Genomic DNA, 14,053 nt, shown 5'->3' with positions numbered 1-14,053 from the left:
CGCGGCGGGCCGGCCTCCGACGCTTCAGTCACACTCGGACGTCGGAGTCCGGCCCTGCTCCGCGGCTGCCGACCCCCGCACCGCTCCCGGGCGGATCCGCCGGAAGCAGCAGCGCGGCGATCGCCGTCGTGATGGGCACGGCGAGCACCAGGCCGATGCTTCCGGCGAAGGTCCGGACGATCTCGATGGCGATGTCCTCCCCGCTCAGCAGGGAGAGCACGGGCCGGTCGTAGAGGTAGAGCAGGATGACGACGCTCAGCGCCGCACCGACGTAGGCGAAGAAGACGGTGTAGACGGTGGAGGCGATGTGGTCGCGGCCGATGCGCATCGCACGGGCGTAGATCTCCCGGCGGGCCATGTTCGGGGCGGCGGCGCGAAGCTCCCAGACCGAGGAGGCCTGCGCGATCGTGATGTCGTTCAGGATCCCGATGCCGGCGATGAGGATCGAGCAGGTGAGCAGCCCGCGGAAGTCGATCCCCGTGCCCAGGCCGGAGAGGAGCGCCGTGGCGTCGTCGCTGATGCCGCTGAGCCTCGTGGTCTGCACGGCGACCAGCGACACGAGCGTGACGATGAGGATGCCGCAGAGGGTGCCGATCAGGGCGGCCGTGGCTCGCATATTGATCCCGTGCACGAAGAACAGCGTCACGAACAGAATGGCCGAGGATCCCACCAGGCCGATGAGCAGTCCCGGCCCGCCGTTCACGATCGCGGGCAGGACGAAGGCGAACAGCACCCCGGCGCTGATGGTCAGCGCCACCAGGGCGAGGAACCCGCGCAGGCGCCCCACCGCCACGACCACGAGGGCGAAGAGGAGGGCGAGGACGGCCAGGGGGAGGTGGCGCTCGACGCCGGACAGGCTGTAGTTGTTGGCGAGTTCGCCGCGAGACTCCGGGGTCTCCGCGCCTCCCTCCACGTCGTCGGCGTCACCCGTGTCCGTCGCGAGCCGCTCGGATCCGATCAGCTCGATCGTGTCGCCCTTCGCCAGCCCCGAGGAGAGATACTTCTCACTCACCGTCAGGGTGACCAGGCGGCCGGCATCCGGACCGCTGAGCAGGCCGACGCTCAGCAGCGCGCAGTCGTTCGGCCGCTCGTCAGAGCTCTCGGAGGCGGCGGCCCCGGTTTCGCCGGCGGGGTCGGACGGATCCTCGCCCGTCTCCGCCGGCGCCTCCCATCGGCAGTCCTCGTCGATGCCGAGGATCTCGCCGCGCTCGTAGGAGACCTGCTGCCCCGAGAGCTGAGTGCGATCGGCGACTCCCGCGGTCGTCCCGTAGTCCGGCCACAGCGCGACCAGGCCGAAGACGGTCAATCCGGCGACGAACGCGAGCACGACCACGACGATCGACCGGGCGACTCTCGGCGTCCGCACCGCGGGGAGATCGTGGCCGTGCAGATGGGTTCCGGGCGGATCGGGCTCACGGCGCATGCTCACGATGCTAATGGACCGGGGGCGAGGACGGGCCCGGCTCCGCCGGGGTGCCTCGTGACCGGGCCGGTGGGCTCGCGAGTCCCAGTCCGCAGAAGCTTCGCTCCTGCCCGAAAACTGGGCGGACGGTGGGCTCGCGGACACCGAATTGCAACGGTGATGCTGCGGCCCGAAGACTGGTGCCCCCGGAGAGATTCGAACTCCCGACCTACGGTACCGGAAACCGGCGCTCTATCCCCTGAGCTACGGAGGCGACCGGACCAGCCTAGCGTATTTGCTCGCGGGTGCTGAGTCGTGCAGGGTGTGCGGCGTCGGAACCCTGCGCTACTCAGCACCCGGACGGCGCCGGGGCCCGCGCGGGAGGCGCCGGGCGACGGCAAGAGCACAGCGCCGTAGAATAGATCCTCGTGACGCCTCAAGAACTCGCCGACCGACTCGCCCGCATCCTCGCCGACATCATCTCCGAGCACGGGCGCGGCAGTGACCGAGACGCCGGCGGTCCCGACGTGACCTCGGCCGACACCGCGGTGGAGCGCCCGAAGAACCGCGAGCACGGCGACTGGGCGTCGAACGCCGCGATGAAGTTCGCGAAGCGGGTCGGAGCCAACCCGCGCGAGCTGGCGCAGCGGATCGCCGAACGTATCGAGGCCGTCGACGGTGTGGCGCGGGCGGAGGTCGCCGGCCCCGGATTCATCAACATCACCCTCGACGCCGCGAGCGCGGGCGAGACCGCCCGCCGCGTGGTGGAGCAGGGCGACGCCTACGGCCGGGGGGACTCGCTCGTCGGGCAGCGGATCAACCTCGAGTTCGTGAGCGCGAACCCGACCGGCCCGCTGCACCTCGGGCACACGCGCTGGGCCGCGCTCGGCGACTCGATCTCCCGCGTGCTGCGCGCCGCCGGAGCGGACGTCGTCAACGAGTACTACATCAACGACGCGGGCTCGCAGATGAACAAGTTCGGGCGCTCGGTCCTCGCCGCCGCGCTCGGCGAGGACGCTCCGGAGGACGCCTACCCCGGCGAGTACATCCAGCAGCTCGGGCGACGCGTGCGCGAGCAGCTGCCGGAGCTGCCGGAGCTGGCCGCCGCGGATCGGGACCGCGCGCTCGACCTCGCGCAGGAGGCCGCCTACCAGCGGCAACTGGCGGAGATCAAGGACTCGCTGGAGCGCTTCAACGTGCACTTCGACGTGTACTTCTCCGAGCGCACGCTGCACGCCGCCGAGGCGGACGGGACCAGCCCGATCGAGGCCGCGATCGGTCGTCTGCGCGAGCAGGGGCACGTCTACGAGGAGGACGGCGCCATCTGGGTGCGGACCACCGACTTCGGCGACGACAAGGATCGGGTCTTCACCCGCGGCAACGGCGTCTTCACCTATTTCGCGGCCGACGCCGCCTACTACCTCTCGAAGAAGGATCGCGGCTTCGGGGAGAAGATCTACCTGCTCGGCGCCGATCACCACGGGTACATCGGCCGCCTCACCGCGATCGCCGGAGCCGCGGGAGACGACGTCGAGGCGGACATCACCGTGCTCATCGGCCAGCTCGTCAACCTGAACGGCGCACGACTGTCGAAGCGCGCCGGCAACATCGTCGAGCTCGACGACCTGCTCGAGTGGCTGGGGAGCGACGCGCTGCGCTACTGGCTCGCGAGGTACCCGGCCGACTCGCCCCTCTCGCTCGACGGAGAGAAGCTCCGCAGCCGCACCAACGACAATCCCGTCTTCACCGTGCAGTACGCGCACGCGCGCACCCGTGCGGTGGATCGCAACGCCGCGGCGGCCGGAGTGGACCGCAGCGCGTTCGACCCGAGCCTGCTGACCCACGAGACCGAGACCGAACTGCTGGGCAGGCTCCAGGAGTATCCGGGCATCGTCGCCGGCGCCGCCGAGCTGCGCGAGCCGCACCGCATCGCCCGCTACCTCGAGGAGCTCGCGGGCGCGTTCCACCGCTGGTACGACAACTGCCGGGTGATCCCGCAGGGCGGCGCCGCCGTCGAGGATCTGCATCGCACCCGGCTCTGGCTCAACGACGCGGTGGGCCAGGTGATCCGCAACGGGCTCGACCTGCTCGGCGTCTCCGCCCCGGAGCGGCTCTGAGCATGGGCCGCTGGCTGAAGCCCGTCGTCGTGAGCGTCGTCGTCCTGGCGCTCATCGTCGGCGCGGCCGAGTTGGCGCTCCGCTTGATCGTGCCGGGCGTCGTCGCGGCCGCGGTGCGCCAGCAGCTCGAGCTCAGCGCGGACCATCCGGTCGAGGTCTCCCTCGGCGGGTTCGCCACCGCCTATGCCGTCACCGGCAGGCTGGGCCAGGTGACGGTCGCGGTGGAGGATGTGGAGGCGATCGAGGACTTCCCCGCCGATCTCCTCCTGTCCGCCGACGCGGTGCCCTTCGACCTCCTCGACGGCGGGGAGCTGTCGGGTGCGCGGGCCGAGGTGACCGTCGGCAAGGAGCAGCTCCCGGCCGCCATCAGCCTGCTCACCGGCGGCGCGGCCGACAGCGGGAAGGTGCAGGGAGGCGAGCTGGTGGTGGGGCGCACCGCGCAGATGTTCGGAACCGAGCTGGAGCTCACGGTCGATCTCGCGCTCGCCGTCGAGGACGGCGATGTGCTGATCGAGCCCACCGGGATCAGCGCCGCCGGATTCGATCTCAGCACCGAGCAGATCCGGGAGGCGGCCGGAGACTCGCTCGACGGGATCCTCACGGCGCATACGGTGTGCGTGCGTGATCGGCTGCCGGCGGGGGTCGAGCTCACGGGCGTGCGGCTCTCGACGACGGGATCGGCGACGATCGAGGCCGACCTCTCTCCCACACTCGCCTCGGATCCCGCTCAGCGCAATCCCGGCACCTGCTGACACGCGGCACTAGACTGAGACGAATGAGCGACGCCAATGCGATCGACCCGCGCGTGTTCCCGGCGACCGCGCGTCGCGGACGCGACTGCGGTCAGCTGAAGCTCGGCGGCATCCGCGCGACCGAACTGGTCGAACGCTTCGGGTCGCCGCTCTACGTGATCGACGAGGACGTCGCCAGGCAGCGGGCCCGCGACGCGCGCACGGCGCTCCAGGGGGCCTTCCGGCGCATCGGTGCCGAGGCGACCGTCTACTACGCGGGCAAGGCCTTCCTCTGCGTCGCGGTCGCGCGCTGGATGGCCGAGGAGGGACTGAATCTCGACGTCTCCTCCGGCGGCGAGCTCGCCGTCGCGCTCGCGGCGGGGATCGAACCGGAGCGGATCGGCTTTCACGGCAACAACAAGTCGGAGCGCGAGATCGCGCGCGCGGTCGCGGCCGGCGTGGGCACCATCGTCATCGACAGCGAGCAGGAGATCGGGCGGGTCGCCGCGGCTGCGTCGGCCGCCGGTGTGCGGCAGCGCGTGCGCCTGCGCGTGAACAGCGGGGTGCACGCGGGTGCCCACGACTTCCTGGCCACCGCCCACGAGGACCAGAAATTCGGCCTCCCGCTGCGGCGCGTGGGCGAGCTGGTCGCCGCGATCGACGGCCATGACGGACTCGAGTTCGTGGGGCTGCACTGCCACATCGGATCGCAGATCTTCGCGAGCGCGGCCTTCCGCGAATCGGCCAGGCGACTGCTCGGGAGCTACCGCGAGCTCGCCGAGATCCTCGGGCGCCCTGTTCCCGAGCTCAATCTCGGCGGAGGCTTCGGCATCCCCTACACCTCGGAGCAGGCCGACGCCGCGCCGGACATCTCCGAGCTGGCGCAGGAGCTCGCCGAGATCGTGGCGGAGACGTGCGCGGAGGCGGGCGTCGCCCTTCCCGCGCTCGCCTTCGAACCCGGACGGAGCATCATCGGCCCTGCCGGGGTGACGCTCTACACGGTCGGCACCACCAAGGCGGTTGAACTCGACGGCACCGAGACCGATGCGCGGGAGGATCGCGGCTACGCCGAGAGGCTCTACGTCAGCGTCGACGGCGGGATGAGCGACAACGCCCGCCCCGCGCTCTACGGCGCCGACTACCAGGTCCGGATCGCGAACCGCGTCAGCGACGCGGCGCCCGCGCTCGTGCGTGTCGTCGGCAAGCACTGCGAGTCCGGTGACATCGTCGTGCAGCGCGACCTGCTGCCAGGAGACGTCGCCCCGGGCGATCTGCTCGCGGTCGCGGCCACCGGCGCCTACTGCTGGTCGCTCGCCAGCAACTACAACTACGTGCCGAGACCTCCGGTCGTAGCCGTGCGCGACGGCGCCGCCCGCGTGATCGTGCGCGGCGACACCGAAGACGAGTTGCTGGCGAGAAGCGCGGGCGAGCAGTGACGCGAGAAATGTCGGCGGTTGCCGCCACACTGAGCGCATCGGTTCAGACGCCGTTGCTGCTTGATACTTGCATAGAGAAGAATCCAACGACGAAACGGAGATCGACGTGACCGCGTACCGCGACTTGCGGGTGGCGCTTCTGGGCTGCGGCTCGGTGGGCGCCCAGGTGGCCAGGCTGCTGCTCGAGCAGCGCGAAGAACTCGCGGCGCGCACGGGCGCCGGTCTGCAGCTGGTCGGCATCGCCGTGCGGAACATCGACGCTCCGCGCGATGTCGAGCTGCCCCGCGAGCTGTTCACCACTGATGCGGAGCAACTCGTGCTCGGCGCCGATATCGTGGTCGAGCTCATGGGCGGCATCGAGCCGGCGCGCGGCCTGATCCTCCGCGCGCTCGAGGGCGGAGCCGACGTGGTCACGGCGAACAAGGCGCTCATCGCCGCCCACGGGCCGGAGCTCGCCGACGCGGCCGAGCAGGTGGGCGCGCAGCTCTCCTACGAGGCGGCGGTGGCGGGGGCGATCCCGATCATCCGCCCCCTCCGCGAAAGCCTCGCCGGCGACCACATCACGCGCGTGCTCGGCATCGTCAACGGCTCCACCAACTACATCCTCGACCGGATGGATCGCTTCGGCGACAGCGCCGAGGACGCGATGCGCGTCGCGAGCGAGCTCGGCTACCTCGAGGCGGATCCGACGCTGGACGTCGAGGGCTACGACGCCGCGCAGAAGGCCACGATCCTCGCGAGCATCGCCTTCCACACCGAGGTGCCGGTCGAGGCCGTGTACCGGGAGGGCATCACCGGGATCACCTCGGCGCAGATCGAAGCGGCCAGGCACGCCGGCTCCGTCATCAAACTGCTGGCCATCGCCGAGCGACTCACCGCGGCGGACGGCACGGAGGGCGTCTCGGCGAGGGTCTATCCCGCGCTGATCGACCGCGACCACCCGCTCGCGGCGGTGCACGGCGGCAAGAACGCCGTCTTCGTGGAGTCGGAGGCGGCGGGCGAGCTCATGTTCTACGGCGCCGGCGCCGGCGGGATCGAGACCGCATCGGCCGTGCTGGGAGACCTCGTCTCGGCTGCGCGTCGGCACGTCGCGGGCGGGCCGGGCATCCCCGGCTCGGCCCATGCGGAGCTCACCGTGCTGCCCATCGGCGAGGTGAGCACGGCCTACCAGATCATGCTCACCGTCCGCGATCAGCCGGGCGTGCTCGCGACGATCGCCAGTCTGCTCGCCGAGCACGGGGTCTCGGCGGCCAGCGTCGAGCAGTCGGTGACCCACGATGAGGAGGGCACGGCGACCCTCGTCATCGGGACCCACCAGGCGCGGGAGGCCGAGCTCGCGGCGACGGTGGAGGCGCTTCGCGGCAGCGATGCGGTGACTGCGGTCACGAGCGTGCTCAGGCTCGAGGGGAACTCATGACCGAACTGCGGGTGAGAGTTCCCGCGACGAGCGCCAATCTCGGGCCGGGCTTCGACACGCTCGGCCTCGCGCTGGCCTACGCAGACGAGCTCGTCGCCGGAGTCAGGCCCGAACCCGGTGCGACGGTCCGGGTCTCCGGGGTCGGAGCGGGGGAGGTGCCCGACGACGAGAGCAATCTCGTGGTGCGCTCCGTGGCGCACGTGTTCGATCGCGTCGGACGGGCCGTGCCGGGTCTCGACCTCGAGGCGCGCAATCGCATCCCGCACGGGCGCGGCATGGGATCCTCCGGCGCGGCCATCGTCTCAGGAGTCGTGCTCGCAGCCGGCCTGCTCGCCGAGGATCCCGACCCGATCCACCTGGACGAGGACGAACTCCTGCGTTTCGCCACCGAGCTCGAGGGGCACCCGGACAACGTCGCGCCCGCGCTGTTCGGCGGACTCACGATCGCCTGGACGAGCGACGGGGGCCCCCGCGTCAAGCGGCTCCTGGTGCACCGGGGCATCTCCCCGCTCGTGCTCGTGCCGAGCTTCAGCATGTCGACCGCCCTCGCGCGGAGCCTGCAGCCCAAGCAGGTCCCGCACGAGGACGCGGTGTTCAACCTGTCCCGCTCGGCGCTGCTCGTCGCAGCGCTGACCCAGAGCCCCGAGCTCCTGTTCGAGGCCACCGAGGACCGTCTGCATCAGAACTACCGCGCCGAGGCCATGCCGGCGACCCGCGATCTGATCGGAGAACTGCGAGGCGCCGGGCACGCGGCCGTCGTGTCCGGAGCCGGCCCCTCCATCCTGGTGCTCGCGACGGACCCGGCGGAGCGACTCGCGGCCATGGACATCGCGGAGGCCCATCCCGAGGACTGGCGCGCGCTGCCGCTCGCCGTCGACATCAAGGGTGCTACAGTAGAGGTGATCCGCCGGTAGTCGCTGCGCTCCTGCAGTCGCATTCATGATGTTTCGGCGCTGTTCATGCCGAAGCGGCGGCATCGCGGATCATTCCCTCACCGGGCATCCCGGTGATTTACCGAGCGTCTCGATCCGCGAGAGCGGACGAGTGCGCAGCCGTGAAGCACGGCGCACGATACCGGTGCGCCGGTCGCGGCGAATTTCCCGAAAGGAACAACGTGGAGCCAACCTCCAACGCGGCAGAGAGCCTCGATACGGGCGACACCCCTCGCGCGGACGCCCCGGGCGCCGACGCCGCAGCAGCCACCTCGACAGCGCCTGAGGCGTCCGCGGCGTCGACGACGACGGAGGCCGCGGCAGCGGTCCCCGCGACCGAACCGGCCGGCGAGCCGGAACCGGCCGCCGCACCCCGACGCCGTTCGCGACGTGCGAGTGCCGCCGCGGGGGAGGCGGTCGCGGTCGCGGAGCCCGCGTCGCCGAGCGACGATGAGCCCGCGTCGCAGACGGCCGCGGAGAAGACCGAGAAGCCCGAGAAAGCCCCGCCGAAGAAGCGGGTGTCGCGGGCGCGCAAGAAGACGGACGCGCCGACCGAGGCGGACGCCGCGGGCGACGCCAATACGGCCGGCGCCGAGACGGCCGGCTCCGATGCGGCGAGCACGGCCACGGCCGCCACCGACGCGCACAATTCCGACGCGCACAATTCCGACGCGGCGAACACCGACGCGGTGCACACCGACGCGGTGAACACCGACGCGACGGGCGCCGAGTCGGCCGGCGCGAGCGAGTCGAGCGCACCGCCCAAGAAGCGCAGTTCGCGCGGGCGGGGGCGTAAGGCGGCGGCCCCGGAGGCCGAGGCCCCGGAGATCGCGGCGCCGGAGAACGCGGCATCGGAGAATTCCGAGGCGCCTGCGGCGGATGCCGCCGGCGCTCCCGAGGCGCGGCCCGAGGGCCAGGACGACGCCCGGAGCGGCGAGGCGTCCGGCGATGCCGAGCCCAAGAGCTCCCGCTCCCGCAGCCGTTCGGGCCGGTCGGCCCGCGGTGCGAAGGACGAGCGCGGTCAGGCGAAGGGGCAGCAGGCCCCCGCCGCCGACGACGGAGGCGCCGAGGAGTCAGAGAGCGCCGGAGACCGGGCCGGCGACAAGCCGGAGCGCAACGGCGCTCGCGGCAACGGCAACGGCGAGGGCCAGGGGCGCGCCGGCCGCACGCGGCAGCGCGAGCGCAAGCGCCGCGGTCAGAACGACGATCTCGAGCCGGAGATCGCCGAGGACGACGTGCTGCTTCCCGTGGCCGGCATCCTCGACGTGCTCGACAACTACGCCTTCGTGCGCACGAGCGGCTACCTGCCCGGCACGGGCGACGTCTACGTCTCGCTCGGCCAGGTCAAGAAGTACGCTCTGCGGAAGGGCGACGCCGTGGTCGGCGCGATCCGCCAGCCGCGGGAGGGCGAGGGCGGCGGTCGTCAGAAGTACAACGCGATCGTGCGCGTCGACACCGTCAACTCCCAGCCGGCCGACGAGCAGCACCGGAGCCGCGCCGACTTCTCCGCGCTCACGCCGCTCCACCCCGACGAGCAGCTGCGCCTCGAGACCGGCTCCGACGAGCACGCGCTGAGACTGATCGACCTGTTCGCGCCCATCGGCAAGGGCCAGCGCGGGCTCATCGTCGGCCCACACGAGTCGGGCAAGTCGACGGTGCTGCGCCAGATCGCCGCGGCGGTCGCCGAGAAGCAGCCGGATGCGCACCTGATGCTCGTGGTCGTCGACGAGCGGCCGGAGGACGTCACGGAGCTGGAGCGCACGGTCAACGGGGAGGTCGTCGCATCGACCTTCGACCGGCCGGCCGAGGACCACATCACGATCGCGGAGCTCGCGATCGAGCGCGCGAAGCGGCTGGTCGAGCTGGGGCACGACGTCGTCGTGCTCATCGATTCGTTGACGAGCCTGGCACGGGCCTACAACGTCCTCGCCCCGGCCGCCACCCGGCTTCCCGCGGGCACACTCGACGCGACGGCGATCCACCCGCTCAAGAAGCTGCTGAGCGCCGCTCGCAACATCGAGAACGGCGGTTCGCTCACCATCGTGGCCACGGTCTCGGCGCAGCCCGGGTCCAGGGTCGACGAGGCGGTGCTCGGCGAACTCGAGGCCACGGCCAATGCGCAGCTCCGGCTGAGCGGAGCAGCCGCCGAGCGGCGCGAGTTCCCCGCGGTGGACGTGCGCGCCTCGTCCACCCGCCGCGAGGACCTGCTCAAGAGCGGGGCCGAGCTGAAGGTCACCGACGGGCTGCGCCGCGCTCTCGCGCGACTCAGCCCGGAGGAGGCGCTCGCCTCGGTGCTGTCGCAGCTCCGCCAGACGTCCTCCAACGTCGAGTTCCTGGCGCTCGCGCAGCGTTCGGGCGCGCTCTGAGAACAGCCGGCATGTTCGAACAGGTCGCAGCCCTGATCGCCGAGCACGAGCGGCTGCAGGACGAGCTGGCGGATCCCGCCCTCCACGCCGATGCGGCGCGGGCCAAGCGGGTCAACCGGCGATACGCCGAGCTGAGCAAGATCAAGGCCGCCCACGAGCAGTGGCAGCAGCTTGGGGACGATCTCGAGGCCGCGCGCGAGTTGGCGAGGGAGGACGAGGTCTTCGCCGAGGAGGTGCCCGAGATCGAGGCGCAGCTGGCCGACGCGCAGGAGAAGGTGCGGCGCCTCCTCATCCCGCGCGACCCGGACGATGCGCGCGATGTGATCCTCGAGATCAAGGGGGGCGAGGGCGGCGCGGAGTCGGCGCTCTTCGGCGCCGACCTGCTGCGCATGTACCTGCACTACGCCGAGAGCAAGGGGTGGAAGACCGAGATCCTCGAGCGGGACGAGAGCGACCTGGGCGGCTTCAAGAACGTCCAGGTGGCCATCAAGGCCAACGCGAGCGACCCGGCCCAGGGCGCCTGGGCGCACCTCAAGTACGAGGGCGGGGTGCACCGTGTGCAGCGCGTGCCGGTGACCGAATCGCAGGGGCGGATCCACACCTCGACCACGGGCGTGCTCGTCTACCCCGAGGTGGACGAGCCCGAGGAGATCGAGATCAACCAGAACGATCTCAAGATCGACGTCTACCGGTCCAGCGGACCGGGCGGGCAGTCGGTCAACACCACCGACTCCGCGGTGCGGATCACGCACGTGCCGAGCGGGATCGTGGTGGCGATGCAGAACGAGAAGTCGCAGCTGCAGAACCGCGAGGCGGCGATGCGCGTGCTGCGGGCCCGTCTGCTGGCCAAGCAGCAGGAGGAGGCCGCGGCGGAGGCCAGCGTCCACCGCTCGAGCCAGATCCGCACGATGGATCGTTCCGAGCGGATCCGCACCTACAACTTCCCGGAGAACCGCATCGCCGACCACCGCACCGGCTACAAGGCCTACAACCTGGATCAGGTCATGAACGGGGCGCTCGATCAGGTGATCGAGTCGTGCATCCGCGCCGACGAGGAAAGCCGGCTCGCCGAGCTCGGGCAGTGACGCGGACGCGGTCTCCGCGGTATCGCGGCGGGAGTACCATGGCACTGTGACCGCAGCTCGCCGACCGCTTCTTCCCTGGCTGGTCTGGGGCGTCGCGGTGGTCGCCTACGTGATCGCCGTCGTCAACCGATCCTCCCTGGCGGCGCTCGGCCCCGCGACGCAGGAGCACTTCGGCATCGACGCGACCGCCCTGTCGATGTTCGCCGTGATCCAGCTCGTCGTCTACGCGGGACTGCAGATCCCCGTGGGAACCCTGCTCGACCGCTTCGGGCCGACGGCGATGATCCTCTCCGGCGGGATCCTGATGCTGACGGGCCAGCTGGTCATGGCGACCGTGCACGACGTGCGCCTCGCGATCCTCGCCCGCGTGCTCGTCGGAGCAGGCGACGCCTGCACCTTCATCAGCGTGATCCGCCTGCTCCCGGAGTGGTTCGCGCTGCGCCAGCTGCCGGTCGTCAACCAGATCACCGCGCTGCTCGGACAGGTCGGCCAGCTGATCTCGGTGATGCCGCTGGCGCTCGCGGTGAGCGTATTCGGCTGGACCGTCGGGTTCGCGGGCGTCGCCGCGGTCGGACTGCTCATCGCCCTCATCGGAGCGGTCGTCCTGCGGGATGCGCCCGGCCGCGGCACCGCCGTGGAGCGGATGCTCGGCCGGATCGGCCGGATGAGCCGGGGCGCGCGCTCCTTCGCCGGGCACGAGAGCACGGCGGAGCTCGGGGCGGTCGCACCGCCGCCGACGGAGCTCGTGAGCATCGTGGGGGTCCGGGGCGCGGCTGCGCCCCCGGCCGGCTTCTGGCGGCGCTTGCGCATCCTGCTGCGAATCCCCGGGGTCCGCCTCGCGTTCTGGATCCATTTCACTCCGCCGTTCGCGGCGAACGTCCTCCTGCTGCTCTGGGGCACGCCGTTCTTCACCGGAGGGGTCGGCCTCAGCCCGACCGCCTCCGCGGGACTGCTGAGTCTGGCCGTGGTGGCCAGCATGGTGGCCGGAGCGACCCTCGGCCCGCTCACCTCGCGGTTCATGGAGCGACGCGTCTGGGTCGTGCTGGTCGGCAGCTGCGCGGTGATGCTCGTCTGGGTGGTCACCCTGCTGTGGCCGGGTTCGCCCCCGTTCGCGGTGCTCGTCGTGCTCGTGCTCGTCGTGCCGGTCGGCGGTCCGACCTCCATGATCGCCTTCGAGGTCGCTCGCTCGCACACTCCGCGCAGCTATCTCGGGCTGGCGACCGGCTTCGTGAACATGGGCGGATTCATCGCCACGCTGATCGCGGTCTTCCTGATCGGCCTCACACTCGACCTGCAAGGGGCCGGGGAGCCCGAGAACTACTCGCTCCCCGCGTTCCGCTGGGCCTTCGCCACGCAGATCCCGATCTGGCTGCTGGGCCTGGCGATGATCCTGCTCGAGATGCGCCGCACCGGCCGCTGGATGAACCGGCACGGCCGCAGCCTGCGCTGAATTGCGGCCCGAGCCGCAAGGGGACGGTGACCCCCGGCGCGGAAGATGATACCGTGACGGTGTGATCTCCCAGGATTCCCGTCGCACCCCCCGTCCGCTGCTGAGCGGCGGACTCGCCGTGCTGCTCGCCGCGACGCTCGTCGTCGCCGACATCCCGGACGTCTCCGGCGATGCCGCCGGCCCGCCCGCCGCCGAGGCGATGTCCCACGCCTCCGCCCGGGTCCCTGCGGAGAAGCGCGCCGGGCAGAAGCTCGCGATCGCGAAGCCCAGGGTGAAGGGCACCGCGCGCATCGGGCAGACGCTGCGCGCCCGGGTGAAGAGCACCGGAACGGTGCGGCCGGCGCTGACCTACACCTGGTTGCGCGACGGCGTGCGGATCCGCGGCGCGCACAAGAGCTGGTACCGGCTGGGGTCCAAGGACCGCAAGCACCGGATCTCGGTGCGGGTCACCGCGAAGGCCACCGGATACCGCACCGTCACCAAGCGGTCGTCCCCCACGAAGCGCGTCCGCGCGAAGGCGATCAACGACCCCAGGTCCGCGCAGGTGGTGGTGAACAAGCTGCGGCCGCTGCAGCCGAAGCGCTACCAGCCGTCCGGGCTCGTGCACGCCAGGGGCATCGAGAACACCAACGGGCAGCCGATGCGGTGGGCGACGGCGCGGGCGCTCGAGCGGATGGCCGTGGCGGCCCGGAAGGACGGCGTCGACTTCCGCATCTTCAGCGCCTTCCGCAGCTACGACTACCAGCGCAGCCTCTACGACTCGTATGTCGCGCGCGACGGGCGGGCCAGGGCCGACACCTATTCGGCGCGTCCCGGCCACTCCGAGCATCAGACCGGGTTCGCCGTCGACCTGGGGGACTGGAGCGGCTGCGGCATCGGCACGTGCTTCGCCGACACCAGCGCCGGGCGCTGGCTCGCCAAGAACTCCCACAGGTACGGCTTCATCCTGCGCTACCCGCGCGGATACACGCACATCACCGGGTACACCTACGAGCCCTGGCATTTCCGCTACGTCGGCGAGAAGGCGGCGAAGGAGATGAAGCGGAAGAAGATCCGCACCCTGGAGCAGTACCGAGGGCTGAAAGCCGCGCCCGACTACCGCTGACGGCCCGCGTCC

The 14,053-nt window shown here is 71.3% G+C and carries 10 protein-coding genes and 1 tRNA gene; 9 read left to right on the top strand and 2 right to left on the bottom strand.

Annotated features, from left to right (window positions below; genetic code table 11):
• Positions 1–28: 28 nt before the first annotated feature.
• Positions 29–1,423 carry a YibE/F family protein gene (locus tag J4H92_RS13845; protein ID WP_208098775.1) on the bottom strand — a complete coding sequence of 465 codons (1,395 nt, stop codon included), beginning with the start codon at positions 1,421–1,423 and terminating at the stop codon, positions 29–31.
• 177 nt (positions 1,424–1,600) lie between these two features.
• A tRNA-Arg gene (locus J4H92_RS13840) sits at positions 1,601–1,676 on the bottom strand.
• Between the two features lie 154 nt (positions 1,677–1,830).
• Between J4H92_RS13840 and argS the strand changes: the two genes are divergently transcribed.
• The 9 genes from argS to J4H92_RS15820 all read left to right on the top strand — a co-directional run bounded on the left by argS (position 1,831) and on the right by J4H92_RS15820 (position 14,041).
• Positions 1,831–3,519, top strand: coding sequence for an arginine--tRNA ligase (argS, locus tag J4H92_RS13835; RefSeq protein WP_208098774.1), 1,689 nt, complete (start codon positions 1,831–1,833; stop codon positions 3,517–3,519).
• A gap of 2 nt (positions 3,520–3,521) precedes the next feature.
• Positions 3,522–4,271 carry an LmeA family phospholipid-binding protein gene (locus J4H92_RS13830; RefSeq protein ID WP_208098773.1) on the top strand — a complete coding sequence of 250 codons (750 nt, stop codon included), beginning with the start codon at positions 3,522–3,524 and terminating at the stop codon, positions 4,269–4,271.
• Positions 4,272–4,294: 23 nt separating this feature from the next.
• Entirely contained in the window at positions 4,295–5,686 is a 1,392-nt protein-coding gene (gene lysA, locus J4H92_RS13825; protein WP_208098772.1) for a diaminopimelate decarboxylase, read from the top strand.
• A gap of 106 nt (positions 5,687–5,792) precedes the next feature.
• Positions 5,793–7,103 (top strand): homoserine dehydrogenase, encoded by a 1,311-nt coding sequence (locus J4H92_RS13820; RefSeq protein WP_208098771.1) that lies wholly within the window; start codon positions 5,793–5,795, stop codon positions 7,101–7,103.
• Positions 7,100–8,017 carry a homoserine kinase gene (gene thrB / locus J4H92_RS13815; protein ID WP_208098770.1) on the top strand — a complete coding sequence of 306 codons (918 nt, stop codon included), beginning with the start codon at positions 7,100–7,102 and terminating at the stop codon, positions 8,015–8,017. The genes J4H92_RS13820 and thrB overlap by 4 nt, the downstream gene beginning before the upstream one ends.
• A 200-nt stretch (positions 8,018–8,217) precedes the next feature.
• A complete protein-coding gene (gene rho, locus J4H92_RS15825; protein WP_341783112.1) occupies positions 8,218–10,401 on the top strand; it encodes a transcription termination factor Rho in 2,184 nt (727 codons plus the stop codon).
• 11 nt (positions 10,402–10,412) lie between these two features.
• Positions 10,413–11,486, top strand: coding sequence for a peptide chain release factor 1 (gene prfA, locus J4H92_RS13805; RefSeq protein WP_208098769.1), 1,074 nt, complete (start codon positions 10,413–10,415; stop codon positions 11,484–11,486).
• A gap of 46 nt (positions 11,487–11,532) precedes the next feature.
• Positions 11,533–12,936 carry an MFS transporter gene (locus J4H92_RS13800; RefSeq protein ID WP_208098768.1) on the top strand — a complete coding sequence of 468 codons (1,404 nt, stop codon included), beginning with the start codon at positions 11,533–11,535 and terminating at the stop codon, positions 12,934–12,936.
• Between the two features lie 61 nt (positions 12,937–12,997).
• Entirely contained in the window at positions 12,998–14,041 is a 1,044-nt protein-coding gene (locus tag J4H92_RS15820; RefSeq protein WP_208098767.1) for a D-alanyl-D-alanine carboxypeptidase family protein, read from the top strand.
• Positions 14,042–14,053: the final 12 nt, after the last annotated feature.

It is taken from the genome of Leucobacter weissii, from assembly GCF_017565745.1.
GTDB lineage: Bacteria > Actinomycetota > Actinomycetes > Actinomycetales > Microbacteriaceae > Leucobacter > Leucobacter weissii.
Note: the sequence above shows the minus strand (reverse complement) of the source record. Positions and strands in the feature narration are given on the sequence as shown.